The organism is Allobosea sp. UNC402CLCol, assembly GCF_000745475.1.
Lineage (GTDB): Bacteria > Pseudomonadota > Alphaproteobacteria > Rhizobiales > Beijerinckiaceae > Allobosea > Allobosea spartocytisi.
In genome coordinates this window covers 92,972-109,033 of the sequence record NZ_JQJJ01000015.1, presented here as the reverse complement: position 1 = coordinate 109,033, position 16,062 = coordinate 92,972, and the positions used below count along the sequence as shown (strand labels likewise).

The window sequence follows — 16,062 nt, the reverse complement described above, 5'->3', positions numbered from 1 at the left end:
TAAATCATGAATTGATGCACGCGATTGCAAACGTGGATGACGGCCCAGAACATAATGCCATGGTGAATGATACATTGGCCGACACGCAGGCTGGTCCGCACAGATATAGCTACGAGGCGGCTAGATGCTTTTTGGCCGGGACCCCGATCCAGTTACCTGACGGATCCACCGTTCCAATTGAGCTGATCAAGCCAGGACAATTGGTTGCTACTTTCTCCGGAGAGGGCTCTCTTAGGTTGAGTGACGCGATAGAGTCGCCAATTGTCCCTGGTAAAGTTGTTCGTCTTTTCGAGAATATTACAACAGAAATTATCGCACTCTCTGTTCGCGGCCGCGTAGATCATGAAGCTACTATCTATTTGACGCCGGGGCACGTCATCCTGACGGCGTCTGGCCGATTTATGGAAGCCAGAAAAGCGCTATTATTGAACGAGAAATTTATTGGCGCAGATGGGCACGCCGTCGATGTCGAGTATGAGCTTGTGCACTTTAATTCAGAGAAAGGATTAAGACTTAGTGCGGAGCGCGTAGAATTTGAACCTGTAACACGGTTGGTGAGATGCGATGAACATGGTCTCGCGGTTGCTCCGCGCGAGGTTACTGGCTGGAAAACTTACAATTTTGAAGTGAAGGACACTCATACTTACATTGCTGGAGGGTTACGAGTTCACAATTGGTCTATCGGCGATGAGCTTGATCGACTCGCCTTCGAGCATCCCGATTTATTCGGCTACAATGCCGATTTAGGATACCAAGCTATCAATGAGGCGATTACTTGGCGTGACAGCGACGGGATCGCGCGCAGTGCCTACATCGTCGATAATTTTGGAGACACACATTTTTTGACAGGCGAGCCGGATGCGTTTGGCAATACCGTTATTGTGCGCGACCGAGTGGTCGCAAAATGGGCGGACACGGGCAGAGAGTTTGAGTATGAGAATGACGTCCGCCGTACCATCGAAAATGGAACCTTAGTCAAAGAGGCCAGCTGGGCTCCCGACGGCTCTCGTATTGAGGACTTTTTCAACCCTGATGGCTCGCTGAAATTCAAACTAAATATCAACTCGGCAGATGAGGTCATGTCTGTCGAGCAGCCCAGCGGCGCGGTCATATTGGCTGGCTCCATCGGGGCTTCGTTAGGCTCACAGTTGGGACGGGCGTTAGCGGGCGATAACGTCGTTCTCCAAATTGGCAGCTCGGCGCTGCTTTCCACCTTGCTAGGCAATCTCGGGGCCGCTCTCGCCGGCGGTAAATCAGCATTTGATGTTACATCGCTCGTCGTGGGAGAGAATGGTGTCTCTACGCTGACAACTTCTGTCGGTGGCTCTCTCGAAACACTTGCGGGTCAGCTGGGCAACAATCTTCGCGGTGAGATCACCAGCTATTTGAGTTCCTTCGTTGTCGGAGAGATTGCCGACGCGCTCGGCCTTGAGGGGTTTGAGCGAGGTTTATTTACAACTGTAGGTAACACAGTTGGAAATCAGTTCCTGACAAACGTAACGAATATGGCGTTAGGAAATCTGGTTCGAGACCCCGTTACTGGCCTGATGAGGGCTGCTGAACTTTCAGACGGGTTCGGCTTTTCTCAAATGGGAATCAACATCGGAAATATGCTGGGATCTTACTTCGGATCCCAACTTGGCCAAAAGATCGTTCAAGCAAAAAGCGAAGAGGCGGCCCTTTTTGGTTCGGCCATGTCGAGCATTGGCGCCACAGTCGGCGCTGCGGTATTCAGTGCTATTCCAATCATTGGACCATTCATCGGCTCGGCAATCGGTCAGATCATCGGCACGATGCTTGGTAATGTCTTTACCGACAATGATGACGTCGCTACGGCAGATATCATCCTGGATCAAGCAACAGGGCGCATGACGACCGGGAACTGGCTCGTCATGGATGGTGGCAAGATCATCTTTGCCGACACGATGGCGAAGACCGCCGCCAACAATATCAACGCGTTCCTGGATTCACTAGGCGTGAAGGCCGTGGCCGCCGCGGAGTATGGCCCGACCAAGGTCGGCTACTTCGTCAACCACATGAACCAGCGCTATGTTTTCGCCGTCGATCCGGTCGGCAACAATGGCGAGCTGAATCAGGACAACACGACGGCTGCGATCGCCTATGCACAGAATGCTGCATTGGCCGGTCTTAGTTTGGTCGGCGGCGATGTGGTGGTTCGCCGCGCCTTCCATGCGTCGCGCGACGAAGGCATGGTGCAACTCGCCTTCGACGTCCAGATTGCCAAGGATTATCGTTACTATCTGGAGAACGTGTCGCTGATCAACACGTTGATCGCGGCGCAGCCTCAGAGCGAATTCGCGGCCGGTTGGCTGGTTACGCTACTGCGCGCCCAAGAGCTCGGCCTCAATCAGGGCTCGGCCAATGACTTCCGCGGAGGCATCACGGCGCATCTACTTGGCATCGCGGACAAGCTGGCCTGGACGCCGGATTTCGATCCGAACAACCCCGATACGCTGATCCTGCGCCAAGGCGGCCACGTCGTTAAGATCGACAACGCCTTCGGCCCGGGCGCCACGCTGCATCAGATCGGCACCGACGGTGCCGACAACGTCAACTTTAGCGGCCAGGCGATCCAATCCGTGTTGCGCTATGACGGCGGCGCCGGCAACGACAGCATTGTCGGCCACCAGGGCACCGATCTACTGGTCGGCGGCGCCGGCGACGACACCATCGATGGCGGAGCCGGCCATGACTGGATCAATGGCGGTGACGGCAATGACACGCTCTATGGCGGCGCCGGCGACGATCTGGTGGTCGGCGGTGACGGCGACGACTACCTGAACGGCGGCAGCGGCGCCGATACCCTGATCGGCGGTGCGGGCAACGATACGATCGACATCGACGCGACCGAGGCACGCGACACGATTGTGGCCTCCACGACGAACTCGGCGTCCGAATACGACATCGTCCGCTTCGGCGTGAGCATCGACCAGCAAGGGTCGCTCTATGCCCGGCGCGGCGCGGATCTCGTCATCACGACGCGAGCGGGCGCGATGCAAACGATCCTCCGGCCCGTGCTCATCGGCACCGATGAGGAAGGGCGCGGCATCTACGAGAACCGGCCGTTCGAGGAGTTCGTCGAGACCGGCCGCGGCGAGGTCATCGTCCAGAATTTCTTCCTGACGCAGTCGGCGGTCGACAGCTTCCAGTATCTGAAGAGCGGAACCTCGGTCGCTGGAGCCGATCTGTGGCGGCAATTGACGCCTTATGAGCAGGTCGTGGAGAGCTACGCCCTGGCCAATGGCGGACATCGCCAGCTCAATCTCGACGGCCTTGCGGTCGAGACCTGGACGGCCATCGACACCGAGTTCGACGCGCAGGGCCGTGTCGTTCAGCAGACGATCTATTACGACACGACGCTGAGCGTGACGATCTACGGCGAAGCGGACAACATCATCTATGCCGATGACAACGTCCATCTCGTCAACGGCATGGGCGGCAATGACCGCATCTATGGCACGCTCGGGGCCGACAGCCTTTATGGCGGAACCGGCGACAACATCCTCGTCGGCTATGCCGGCAACGATGTGCTCTATGGCGAGGACGGCAACGACACTCTCTATGGAGAAGCCGGAAACGATACGCTCTACGGTGGAGCTGGCGTCGACAAGCTCTATGGCGGGGCAGGCGCAGACCAGCTTTACGGCGGCGAAGGCGACGATGAGCTCGATGGTGGCGATGGGGACGATGAGCTCAACGGAGGCGAGGGCCGGAACACGCTCCGCGGCGGGAGCGGCAACGATATCCTGATCGGCGGCAGCTCGGCCGACACGCTGCAGGGCGATGCCGGCAATGACGCCCTCTACGGCGGAGCGGGCGTCGACACGCTCTATGGCGGTGACGGCGATGATCTGCTCGATGGCGGAGATGGATCAGACAAGCTCTACGGCGGAGCTGGTCACGACCGGCTCTTCGGTGGTGAAGGCGACGATGAGCTCGACGGCGGTGACGGCAATGACGTGCTCGACGGTGGCGAGGGCCTGAACACGCTACGCGGCGGCAACGGCAATGACATCCTGCTCGGCGGCAGTTGGGCCGACACGCTCTATGGCGATGACGGTGACGACGAGTTGCGCGGCGCTGCGGGCGCAGATCAGCTGTATGGCGGTGCCGGTGTCGATAGCCTCTATGGAGGAGATGGCAACGACACGCTTGAAGGGGGCGCCGGAGCCGACAAACTCTGGGGTGACGCAGGGGATGACATCCTGCGTGGTGGCGCCGGAAATGACGAGCTCGCCGGCGGAGCCGGCAATGATCAGCTCGACGGTGGCGATGACGACGATCTGCTCCTCGGCGACGAGGGCGACGATATTCTCATCGGCGGCGCCGGCAATGATCGGCTGGAGGGTGGCGAAGGAACCGACGTTCTCAATGGTGGTCTCGGCAACGACCTGCTCCATGGTCAGGCCGGCAATGACACGCTGAACGGTGATGACGGCGACGATGAGCTGTATGGCGATGACGGCGACGACACGCTGCGTGGCGGAGCCGGGGTCGACAAGCTCTATGGCGGGGTCGGGACCGATGAACTCTACGGTGATGACGGCGACGACATCCTCGATGGCGGAGCAGGCGACGACCGTCTCTGGGGCGGCGCAGGCGCCGATCAACTGATCGGCGGTGCCGGCAATGACGTCCTAGACGGCGGTGCCGGTAACGATACCCTTTTGGGCGGCGCAGGAGACGATCAGCTTACTGGCGGCGACGGCGACGATATACTCGACGGCGGGGAGGGCCACGATGTCCTCCTTGGCGGCGCAGGCAATGACCGCCTGATCGGCGGTGGCGGCAATGATGTCATCGACGGGGGCGACGGCATCGACACGGTCGTTCTGTCCGGTGAGAGGACCAATTATGAGATCACGCTGCAGGTGGCGATCGATCGCTTCACGATCGTCGACAAACGCGTCGGCTCGCCCGACGGCACCGATCTGGCTGCCATCGAGATTTTCGAGTTCTCTGACAAGACGGTAACGGCTGCGGATCTCGACTATTTCGTCAGCACTGACAGGGCGGTCGCCTGGAATATCGACAATGCTGACGGTTCGAAAACGAGGTTGGGCTGGGATGCCGACGCGGCCAGTGGCGTCGAGGTTTACGTCAAGAACTTCGATGCCCAATCGCGGCAAACGAGCGGTACGACCTTCCACGGGAACGGCGCGCGCACGGTTTATGCTTGGGACGTTGCGAACACGCAGCTGTGGGCTTCCTATGTTCAGAGTTATGATGTCGCCGGCCGCTTGGAGAAACAGGTCAATATCAATGACAATGGCACGCGGACGGATTTCTATTGGGATGCCGCTGGTACAGCAGACTGGTCGATGCGGACGGATGAGTTCAATGCTGCTGGTCAAAAGCTGAGCCAGGAGACAAAATTCGACAACGGCACTCGCTCCACGATGGAGTGGGATGTCTCAAACGTTCAGTCGTGGTCACGGCTGGACAAGAATTTCGACGCTTACGGCCGACATATCTGGCAACAAGCCTTCTACGACGATGGAAGCCGATCCGACTGGACTTGGGATCACGCCAATACACAGGACTGGTGGCATCTAATCAGAACCTTCGATGCCGCCGGTCGACAGACATGGCAGGAAATCTCATACGACGGTGGTAACCGAACCGTTTGGCATTGGGATCAAGCCAATGTGCAAGGCTGGTGGCATCTGGTGCAGACCTTCGACGCTGCGGGCCGGCAGACATGGCAGGAGGCTTATAACGACGACGGCACACGAAATGGCTGGTCTTGGGATCAAAGCAACACCCAGGACTGGTGGCATATCGTCCAAACCTATGACACTGCGGGCAGGCTTATCTGGCAGAGGGCCCACTATGATAACGGAACGCGAACCGATTGGAATTGGGACCAGAGCAATGTTCAAAGCTGGTGGCATCTGGTTTACAATTTTGATGTATATGACCGTCTAGTATATCATTATATTGCTTGGGATGATGGGCGAATCGAAGAACAAAGGTGGGATCATTCTGGTTCCGATTCGTGGAGCTGGATGCAGTATATTCACGATTCTGCGGGAAGACTTTACTATCGTGCTATCAATTGGGACGATGGCCGTCGCGAGTATCAAAACTGGGATGTAAATAATACCAGCGACTGGGCCTCGTGGCAGGATATCCACGATTGGTCTGGACATGTGTCGAGAGCGATCGATTTCGATAACGGCTCGCATCAAAGACATTTCTATGACCCTGCCAACCAGCAAAACTGGTCAACGGTCATTGAATTCTTTGATTGGGCTTGGCGCCTAAACGACAAGCATGTCAATTATGACGACGGGTCGCGCACTGTTGAGAATTACGATCCCCGAAACGAGCAGTGGTGGGATTACGTCTACTGGCATTACAACGCCTGGGGCTATCTCGATTTTGCTTGGTCACGAGATGATTGGGGCTTCATCCGTTATGCCGCCGCCCCGATCGCGTTGGATTTGGATGGGCAGGGGCTCGACCTAATCGGATTCAATGATTCGAGTGCTGCCTTCGATTGGGACGGCGACGGCGTGCGTCAACAGACGGCCTGGATAGGTCCGCAAGATGGCTTCCTGGTCATCGATCTGGCAGAAGGGGGAGATGCTGGCCCCGACGGCGTGATCGACCAGGCCAAGGAGATCGCCTTCACCAATTGGGCGGCAGGCAGCAAGACCGACCTCGAAGGTCTCCGGATCGCGTTCGACACGAATGGTGACGACGTGCTCGACAGCTCTGACGAGCGCTGGAGCGAGTTCCGTGTCTGGCAGGACATCAATCAGGACGGAAAAACCGACGCTGGCGAGCTGAAAACCCTGGCCGAATGGGGCATCTCCTCGATCTCGTTGACAGCTGGACCGGGGGATTCCGTGCCGCGCCCGGACGGCTCCTACGTCACCGGAACGATCAGCTACACGCGCGACGATGGCAGCATCGGTGCTGGCGCCGACGTCTCCCTGACGATCGAAGTTCCGGAGATGGTCGGGTCCGCGAATGACGATATCCTGACCGGTGGTCGGAGCGCCAACGTCTTTACCGGCGGCGCCGGCAACGACGTGTTCGTGTTTGGATCCGATTTCGGCAAGGACACGATCACGGACTTCGTGGCGGGTGCCGGCACGGATGACGTGATCGAGTTCGACGACGCGGTCTTTGCGGATCTTTCGTCCGTCCTGGCCGCCGCAAGCCAGGTCGGCTCCGACACGGTCATAGCCTATGACGCCAATAACACGATCACGCTGAAGAACGTCGCGATGTCGAACCTGCACCAGGACGATTTCCGCTTCGTCTGAGGTTGCGATCACGGCCGGCGCGGGCCTTCCGCGCCGGCTCTTTGTCTCGATTCATGATCTTTGAGCGCATCCCGTGAGCCGCCCTGCGTCCGCCTCGTCCCACTCGATCGTCGCCCAGGCTTTCGCGTCCTGCCGCGGCGCCTTCATCGCTGTTGCGATCTTCTCGGGCCTGATCAATCTGCTGATGCTCTCGGGCTCGTTCTACATGCTGCAGGTCTATGACCGGGTGCTGAGCTCGCGTTCGGTGCCGACGCTGATCGGCCTGTCGCTGCTCCTGCTGGCGGCCTATGTCCTGCAAGGCTTCCTCGATTCCGTGCGGGTCAGGATGCTGGCGCGGATCGGGGCGCGCTTCGACGATCAGGTCTCGCTGGCGGCCTTCGCGGCGGCACAGCGCCTGCCCTTGATGGGCTTCCGTACCGAGCAAGCGATGCAGCCGATCCGTGATCTCGACCAGATCAGGGCTTTCCTGTCGTCATTGGGCCCGACCGCCCTGTTCGACATGCCGTGGATGCCGATCTTCCTGGCCGGCTGCTTCATCTTGCATCCCTGGCTGGGGTGGCTCGCGATCGGTGGCGGCATCATCATCTTGTCTTTGACCTGGCTGACCGAACGCAGCAGCCGTCTTGCGACCAAGGCGCATATGGCCAGCGCGGGAGCGCGCCAGGCGGTCGCTGAAGCCAGCCGTCGCAACACCGAAGCCTTGACCGCCATGGGTATGGCGCCAGCTTTCCAGCGCCGCTGGCATGAAGCGAACCTTCGCCATGTCAGGGATTGGCTGGCGAGTTCCGACTCGACCAGCGGGATCGGTTCCTTCGCAAAAGTGTTCCGCATGGTGCTGCAATCGGCAGTTCTGGGCCTCGGCGCCTATCTCTCGATCCATGGCGACGTCTCTGGCGGCGCGATGATCGCGGCCTCGATCATGACCTCGAAGGCCTTGGCGCCGATCGAGACCGCAGTTGCACATTGGAAGGGCTTTGTCGGAGCGCGCCAGGGCTATGCCCGGCTGAAGCAGGTGCTCGACTCCCCGGCCTTCGCGGGTGAGCGCAAGACAGCGCTGCCTGAGCCGTCCCAGAGCCTCACGGCCGAGAACCTGATCGTTGCCGCGCCCGGCCGCCAGAACCCGATCCTGCACGGCGCTTCGCTGAAACTCGAAGCAGGGCAGGGGCTCGGCATCATCGGCCCCAGCGCTTCGGGAAAGTCGACATTGGTTCGTGCGCTGGTCGGTGTCTGGAAGCCGCTCAAGGGAGAAGTGCGGATCGACGGTGCCGCGATCACGCAATGGGATTCGGCAGAGCTTGGCCGGCATGTCGGCTACTTGCCACAGGACATCGAGCTCTTCGATGGGACCGTCGCCCAGAACATCAGTCGCTTCCTTCCCGATGCGATGGATGACGCGATTGTCGCCGCGGCCAGGGCGGCCGGAGCTCATGAGCTCATCATCAAGTTGGAGAACGGCTACGACACGGTCATCGGGGAAGGCGGCGCAGCCTTGTCAGGCGGGCAGCGGCAGCGGGTCGCCCTGGCACGTGCCCTGTTCGGCAATCCCTTCCTGGTGGTGCTCGATGAGCCCAACTCCAATCTCGACCATGATGGCGATGAAGCGCTGACCCGCGCCGTGCTCGGTGTTCGCGAGCGCGGCGGCATCGTGATTGTCGTGACGCATCGCCAGACCGCGATCGCTGGTGTCGATCACATCGCGATGATAGCCGATGGTCGCATCCAGGCCTTCGGGCCCAAGGACGAGATCCTCCAGAAGGTCATGCGCCAGGGCGGTCTGCCGAGCGTCCAGCGCCAAACGGTGGCGTCATGAGCGAGAAGGCAGCCATCGAACAGCCGGACTTCGGCGGGGCGCTGCGACGGCTCGCGATCGTGGGCGGCGCAGGCGTGGCGCTGTTTGCCGGCACGGTCGGAGTCTGGGCCGTCGCGACGACGCTGTCCGGAGCCGTTGTCGCCACGGGGCAGTTCGTCGTCGACGGCAACGTCAAGAAGGTCCAGCATCAGACCGGCGGGGTCGTCGGCGAACTCAGAGTCCATGACGGCGACAGGGTCGAGCAGGACCAGATTTTGATCCGGCTCGACGACACCGTCACGCGCTCCAACCTGCAGATCATCACGAAGCAGCTCGATGAGTTCGCCGCGCGCCGCGCCCGGCTCCAGGCCGAACGGGACAGGAAGACTGCGATTGCCGTTGCACCGGAACTTCGCGCGCGCCAAGGCGAGGCGGAGGTCGCGGAGCTGATCGCAGCCGAGCAGAGCCTGTTCGATGCGCGTCGCTCGGCTCGTGACGGCCAGAAGGCGCAATTGTTCAAGCGCGTCGGCCAGTTGCGGGACGAGATCCTTGGTTTGAAGGCACAGCAGGTCGCGCGCGACCGGCAGGCGGCCTTGATCGAGGAAGAGCTCACCGGCGTCCGTGGGCTCTATGAGAAGAGCCTGGTCGCGATCAGCCGCAAGACTGCTCTGGAGCGCGAGGCGGCCAATCTCGACGGCCAGAAGGGCCAGCTCATCGCCTCGGTCGCTCAATCCGAGGGGCGCATCGCCGAGACCGAGCTTCAGATCATCCAGATCGACGAAGTCCTGCGCGAGGAGGTGATGAAGGAGCTGCGCGAGATCCAGGGCAAGACCGCCGAGCTCACCGAGCGTCGCGTCGCTGCAGAGGATCAACTCAAACGCATCGACATCAAGGCTCCGAGCGGCGGCTTCGTGCACCAGCTCGCGGTCCATACCGTCGGTGGCGTCATCTCACCGGCGGAACCGGCCATGTTGATCGTGCCGGCCGAGGATTCTCTGCAGCTCGAAGTCCGGATCAATCCTCCAGACATCGACCAGATCGTGCTGGGCCATCACGCTCAGATCAAGCTGCATGCCTTCAACCAGCGCACGACGCCGGAGCTCAGGGGCACGGTCCGTCGCATCTCGGCCGATACCACGCGTGACCAGCAGACCGGCGCGACCTTCTACACAATACGGGTCTCCGTCCCGGCCGAGGAATATGCTCGCCTTGCGCCCCAGCGGGTCACCGCCGGCATGCAGGCGGACGTCTTCGTTCAGACCGAAGACCGCACGCCATTCGAATACATTATCAAGCCGCTCAGAGATCAGATTGCCAAGGCGTTCAGAGAAAGGTGAGATTTCAACAGCGGCCGCTCGCTCGTGGATGCCGAATGGTACCGGTCTCTCGCTGGGATCGGTCTATTCCAAGGACCCGCTCTGGCCCCTAGCCGACGTCTGGAACTTCTGCTTCTGGGCAGTCTGCTGAGGCTGGCAGTCAAGCAGTCGAGGGTGGCCCTTAGCAGATTCCGGGAGTGTCCTGCTTCGGGTGGCTCAAATTCGTTGTGGGCCCCGCAGCCAGAGTTGGCCCATAATCGGGTGGAGGTTCAACGGGGACGGGGACGATCCGGCCATGTCGCTTCGCATGATCGGCGATGTGCTGCGCCTGCGCGACATTGCCACGCACTGCCCGCTTTGCGGCCGGTCAGCGCAGCGATACGTCCATACCGAGGAGCATATCGTCCCGCTCTGGCTGCAGCAGAAGCACGACCTGCTGAACCAGCGTCTGACCATTCCCAACTTCATCGACAAGCGCTATCGCAGCGTGAAGATCGGTATTTGCGCCCGCTGCAACAATCAGCGCTTCGGAGCGATCGAGAGCCGGCTCGCTCCGGCTTTCACGCATCCCGACCCCTATGCCGCGCTGGCCAGGGTGGATGACGCCGTATTGGCGTTCTGGCTCGGCAAGATCCATTGGCTGCTGGCGCGCAAGAGCCATTCGGCACAGGACCATCGCCAGCGCGACGATCCGGCACCGGGGCGGATCCTGCCGACCGAGGTGCTGGAGGGCCAGCGCTTTTGCGGGATGGTCCTGCGCTGCTTCGCGACGGGCAAGAGCATGGTCGCCTGCCACCGAGACGATCCGCCCGTTCCGCAGTTCTTCTATGAAGCGCCCTACACGCTCTACCGCTTCAGGATCGACGAGCGGGATCAGCGCATCGGCGCCTTCGACCTGATCGACAATGCGATGCTGGCCGGCATTGCCTTGCGCAGCGGCAGCGTCGGCCTGATTTGCCTGTTCGACGGCGGCATCCACGGCCGCTTCCTGACACAGCGCTACGCCTATCTCGACGGAAACGCACTTCACCCGCGGCAGTTCTCGGAGCTTGTCGGCCAGCTCTTCTACGACCAGACGGTCCGCGATCCGAGCGCGGCCTGGGTCGACTATTTCTGGAACATGCCACTGCGTGCGGTCGTCGCCCGGCTCGGCAGTCCGCGCCACTGGGACCCCTATCTCGCCAAGCACGACGATCCGCAGCGCCGGGCCCATATGCTGGGCTTCTACACCCAGCAGGATCCCGCCAGCGTCATGACGGACGACGGGCGCTTCTTCACCTCGCTGCGGCGGCTCGACGGCAGCTTCCTGCCCTTCGCCGTGACCGAGGCGGAGCTTGAGGCAGCGCGCCTGGATCCGACGATGGAATTGCGCCCTCCAATCAACCCGACGATCCGGCGTCGCCTGTTCGAGAGCTGAACCGCCGGCGCCGCGGAGACCCCATCCGGCGGGCAGGACGCGCGGCGAGGTCGATTCCGCAGATCGCACCGGTCGCGTAGCCATGGTCAAACAAGGGCCTTGTGGGGCAATGCGCCAGTCGCAAGACGAACTTTTGCGGTGTCCATGTTCAGTCTGGCAATCGATCCTAATAGCTCCCGACGATAGCCACGACCTTCCTGCAGTGCGCTCGTAGCTCTGTCGGCTGCGGGTTTGTCCCGCCGCCATGCATATTCGGTCGCGTGTACTCATTCAGGGCAAAAAGGTCGCTCACGTGAGCCGCCATCGGATCACTAGACCCAGCCTTTTGAATTTCGACCGCCATGTCAGAAATGAAGCACTGATCTGGAAACCGCCCCGGGAAGCGAAGCCTCAGATAATCTTCCAGGAATGGCCGGATGGATTGATGGACGCTGTTGAGTGTTAGTCCAGGCAACAAATTCTGGTGCGAGGCATACTCACGTATCGCCTGCGACTGCTGCAGATACAGGGACTTGAGCTCATCATCGCTGCTCCATGCAGCGAGGGTCCCTTCTCCGGCATCGTTGCTCCGTAGCTGGAAGGTCCGCAACGGAAGATGACGACCGTTCTTTTCGATCAGTTGCAGGAAGCGCGGGTCATGGGAAAGGACGAGCGTCTGACATGCCTTCTCGCAGACGGATCGGATATGGCTGGTGGTTTGAAACTGCCGATCCATGTCCTGGCTGTTGAATGGGTCGTCGAAAATGACCACCGCGTCCTTCAGATCGAGATCCGCTTCGATCTGCGCGATGAAGAAGGCCAATGCGAGCGTCGTCTTATCGCCGCTGCTGAGCACTGTCTTGAAGCTTGGCTCAGTCGCCGACTTGTCCCCCGCCCTGACCTTATGGGTGCCGAGTTCCAAGGCGAATTCGGTGTTAGGCTCGCGACCAGCAAAGCTGGTTTTCGCATCGACGATCCGGAAGCTCGCCCCGAAATCGCTCAGCAGATCGTTTACGGCGGCCTGGCGGGCATCCATCGTCGTCTGGGTGTATGATTTCAACGCCGCCTGAGCGGTAGATTTCTCTCCCCGGATCGCTTCAAGCCTGGTCTCAGCGGCCGAGTAGGCAGCTACAGCTGACTTAACCGGCTCGCTCGCCTTTTCCTCCATTGCCAGCCATTTCAGATGCACGTTCTCGACGCGGTGTACATCGGCCTCATCCGTTTCGGCGCGAGCAGCCTCGATGATAGCGTTGCTTTCGCTGACCTGATGATTGTATGCGGCGAGCAACCCGAGAGCCCGCTCGATATTTTCGCTGTCATCGCCAAACCCGCACGCTTCCAAAGGATTGCCGCGCTTGATGTTGACGACCGCCTTCAACCGAGAGAGCGCCGCACCGACGAGTTCCTGCTGCATTGCGCTAAGGCTGGGCGGCGATGGCAGATCGCAAACCTTGGCCCAATATGCGTACTCGGCATCATTGATCCGAATCCGCTCTTCGAGTGCCGCGGACGTAAGCTGATCGAGTATGTTCGAAACCTCGTCGATCCGCTCTTTGAGCTGCTTGAAGGCCTCGCTGAAAAACGCTCGATACGCAGAGACCAACGGCAAACCAACAGTACCTTGCGCGCAATATGGGCACTCCGCTACTGGCGAATGGCGCGTCCCATACTCCAGCCAGGCGTGAGCTTTTTCACCCAGATGATGTGTCGCCAGGTGCCGAGCCACGAGGTCGGCAGCGTTCTCGTTCACGCCGTCCAGCGTTTGTGAGAGCGTTTCGGCGACATTTCCCAGGTCGCCGAGCGGAAGCGGGTTCGGGTTACGCTTCTGCTTGATTACGGCGGCTTGCTTAGCCAACTCGACGCGTTGGACAGCTCCTCGAATCTTCTCCCCTAAATCAGCGGGCACCTCGGCCTTGCAAAAGGCAGCCATCTCGGCATCCGAGATCCCCTTACAACGGGCCATGATGATGCGAGCTTCAGCACGCCTTTTGTCGTCGACGTCACGCTGCTCCTTGTCCAAAGCATTGACTTGGTTCGCCAGAGCCACGCCGTGATCGCCGAGAACGATGGGCAGCAAGCTTCTCTTGTTATCTCGGGTTACACTGTCTCCGACGTGAAGATTCTTCGAGATGAACTCCTGGTCGAAGATGTGGATTTTACCCGGACAACCGTTCCACTTTCCCGCGCTGTACGCGAACGTCCCAGTTGCCCAGAGCGACTCTACCCGGGAGTCTGCTAGAGCCCCGAGCCGCCGGCGCGCCGTGATGTGTTCGGACTTCCCGTCAGCTGCTGACCGAAGGATTGAGCACAGCGTGCTCTTTCCATGGCCGTTCAGTGCGAACACTAAAGACAGCTTGGCCAATGGCTCCGCCCTCTGTGTAAGCTTCGAGAAACGACCAATTTGTTCAACGGACTTAAACCTGAGAAGCATCAGCCCTATTCCACCTCTGGGATGAAGCTACGGTCGAGATTGCTTAATCTCAAGGCGCGGCAAGGATCACCCAAGGGAATCCACAGGCGAACGAGGGCAAACTTCAGCGATTGACGAATCTCTCCGACTCACGAACCATCAGAAGCAGCGGAGCAGTCTCCCGCACCGTCCACGTGGTGAAGCCTCCGGGGCAAGTACGGCTGTTTGTCCCTGGCACTCTTTCGAGCGCGCCGCAGGGCGAGTGGACCGACCCATGATTAGCGCCCTTGGGAGATTGGTATGAGACTGCATTTTCCGAACACAACACGTGCGAAGAAGGCGGCAAAGCGCCTATCCGGAGCCTTTGGCGTCCCACTAGGCCGCGTGCACCAGGCTCTCGCTCAAGCTTGCGGCTATCGCGACTGGTTTCAGTTCGAGCATCAGGCCGCGGACGGACCTCTATGCGCCCTGGATCAGCAATTGACGCTCGAAGAGTTTGTCGAGCGCCAAACGCACCTGATCCGGTCGCTTTCTCAGAGCCTGAACCTGCCGGATAGCGACATTCACTTCCATCTGCCCAGCGCGAGACTGACAGGGGATCGGCCAACTCGGTTAGAGGAGCAGATCGCGATCAAACTTGCCTGCTGGCGTTCCAGCAGCCTGCCCCTCGTGGCCAGCCGGGAGACGGGTGCGATCGGAACGCTGAAATCCCCCGGTCGTAACGGCGAGATCGTCATTCTGAGGCGCTTTGGCAGCCCCACCTACGCGATCTCCGACAGGGCGCTGAGCATGGTCGGAAACTTCGAGTATGTTTCGCCGCGCAAGCCGCCGCCGCTCTTTCTGCCGACCCGGCTCTATCTGCCCTACGGCTATTGGGTCGAAGCCGACGGCGCACGCGTGGTCTTCTCCCGCGACTATCTCGCGATTTGGAGACTGCGCGATGGCCAGCCGCCCGAGCGCCTCAATCCATGGGATTCTCTGGAAACCGATGACCGGCACCTCCTGTCGGACGGCTTGGGCACGTGGAATTTCGACCGGTTGCAAGTGCTGCAGCATGCCTTTGTCGACGAGCACCTGCTTCAACAACTCCCGGTTTTGGCGGACCTCCTGCCGATCCTGGTCCATTCCGATCCGGACATCGGCCCTCACCCATCTGACTACATCAACCTGATGAGGCCCCAGGCACAACGGCAAGCTGCCTGACTCCGCCGATGCAGTAAGAGCTGCGCTGCTCGATCGAGGCGCGGATAGGAACGGGCAGGCGCAATCGTCAGTCGGTGCGCCTGCGCCGCCATGAGCAACGTACGACGGATGAAGCAGCTTCTCTTTCGAAGGTTGGCTTTGAGAGGCTTCGCGACGCGGCACTCCAGAACATCGAATACGCTTCTGAACCTGAGTGATTCGGCATGAGGAACGCTACGGTGGCATCCCTGAAACAGAGGTTCGCTTTCACAACCCTGACGGAGTCGGAAGATCGGCTCGCTTACGCGGTGCTTAAGACGCTGTCTTCCGATGGTCACGGCAACTATGGGAGCTGTGGCGTCGCCGAGTTCGACCTCATCGAGTTTGCGGAGGCCCTCGACTGGCCCCCTGGTGAGACGCTGCGGCGGTTGAAGCGGATCGCGTCCGAGTTGGGCGCTGTCTGTGTTGAGCATCAGGATGTCATCCTGTTCGCAACAGCCGGCGCGCAGCAAGAAGGCTTCGATCACCTGTATAGGACGCGCGGCTTCGAAGGCCGCCCGCCTGTTTTGCGCCGAAAGTGACGCTGAATCCGAACTGCTGGGATGAGTTTCGGGAAGGGTGCGGCGAGTCGTGCTCATCGGCACGTCTCGCGGGCACGACTGCGCCGAAGC

The 16,062-nt window shown here is 60.3% G+C and carries 7 protein-coding genes; 6 read left to right on the top strand and 1 reads right to left on the bottom strand.

Annotated features, from left to right (window positions below; genetic code table 11):
• Window positions 1-59 precede the first annotated feature (59 nt).
• From GY40_RS28510 to GY40_RS20555, 4 genes are all read left to right on the top strand, one after another.
• Window positions 60-7,298, top strand: coding sequence for a hypothetical protein (locus GY40_RS28510; RefSeq protein ID WP_282568294.1), 7,239 nt, complete (start codon window positions 60-62; stop codon window positions 7,296-7,298).
• 73 nt (window positions 7,299-7,371) lie between these two features.
• A complete protein-coding gene (locus tag GY40_RS20565) occupies window positions 7,372-9,108 on the top strand; it encodes a type I secretion system permease/ATPase (RefSeq protein WP_248311235.1) in 1,737 nt (578 codons plus the stop codon).
• A complete protein-coding gene (locus GY40_RS20560; RefSeq protein ID WP_038366280.1) occupies window positions 9,105-10,424 on the top strand; it encodes an HlyD family type I secretion periplasmic adaptor subunit in 1,320 nt (439 codons plus the stop codon). Before GY40_RS20565 ends, GY40_RS20560 begins: the two co-directional genes overlap by 4 nt.
• 274 nt (window positions 10,425-10,698) lie before the next feature.
• On the top strand, window positions 10,699-11,820 hold the full coding sequence (locus GY40_RS20555) for a hypothetical protein (RefSeq protein ID WP_038366278.1): 1,122 nt from the start codon (window positions 10,699-10,701) through the stop codon (window positions 11,818-11,820).
• Window positions 11,821-11,986: 166 nt separating this feature from the next.
• Here GY40_RS20555 and GY40_RS20550 read toward each other — a convergent pair whose 3' ends face one another.
• Complete coding sequence (locus GY40_RS20550) at window positions 11,987-14,230, bottom strand: AAA family ATPase (RefSeq protein ID WP_038366275.1); 2,244 nt, start codon at window positions 14,228-14,230, stop codon at window positions 11,987-11,989.
• A 279-nt stretch (window positions 14,231-14,509) separates the two neighbouring features.
• Between GY40_RS20550 and GY40_RS20545 the strand changes: the two genes are divergently transcribed.
• Both GY40_RS20545 and GY40_RS20540 read left to right on the top strand, forming a co-directional pair.
• Window positions 14,510-15,412, top strand: a complete 903-nt coding sequence (locus GY40_RS20545) for a hypothetical protein (protein WP_156116021.1) — start codon at window positions 14,510-14,512, stop codon at window positions 15,410-15,412.
• A gap of 218 nt (window positions 15,413-15,630) precedes the next feature.
• On the top strand, window positions 15,631-15,972 hold the full coding sequence (locus tag GY40_RS20540) for a hypothetical protein (RefSeq protein ID WP_156116020.1): 342 nt from the start codon (window positions 15,631-15,633) through the stop codon (window positions 15,970-15,972).
• The last annotated feature ends 90 nt before the right edge of the window (window positions 15,973-16,062 follow it).

Bases quoted from the DNA above. Each gene is read 5' to 3' on its own strand.
- GY40_RS20550 (WP_038366275.1), bottom strand. From the start codon at position 14,230: ATGCTTCTCAGGTTTAAGTCCGTTGAACAAATTGGTCGTTTCTCGAAG.
- GY40_RS20555 (WP_038366278.1), top strand. From the start codon at position 10,699: ATGTCGCTTCGCATGATCGGCGATGTGCTGCGCCTGCGCGACATTGCC.
- GY40_RS20545 (WP_156116021.1), top strand. From the start codon at position 14,510: ATGAGACTGCATTTTCCGAACACAACACGTGCGAAGAAGGCGGCAAAG.
- GY40_RS20560 (WP_038366280.1), top strand. From the start codon at position 9,105: ATGAGCGAGAAGGCAGCCATCGAACAGCCGGACTTCGGCGGGGCGCTG.
- GY40_RS28510 (WP_282568294.1), top strand. From the start codon at position 60: ATGGTGAATGATACATTGGCCGACACGCAGGCTGGTCCGCACAGATAT.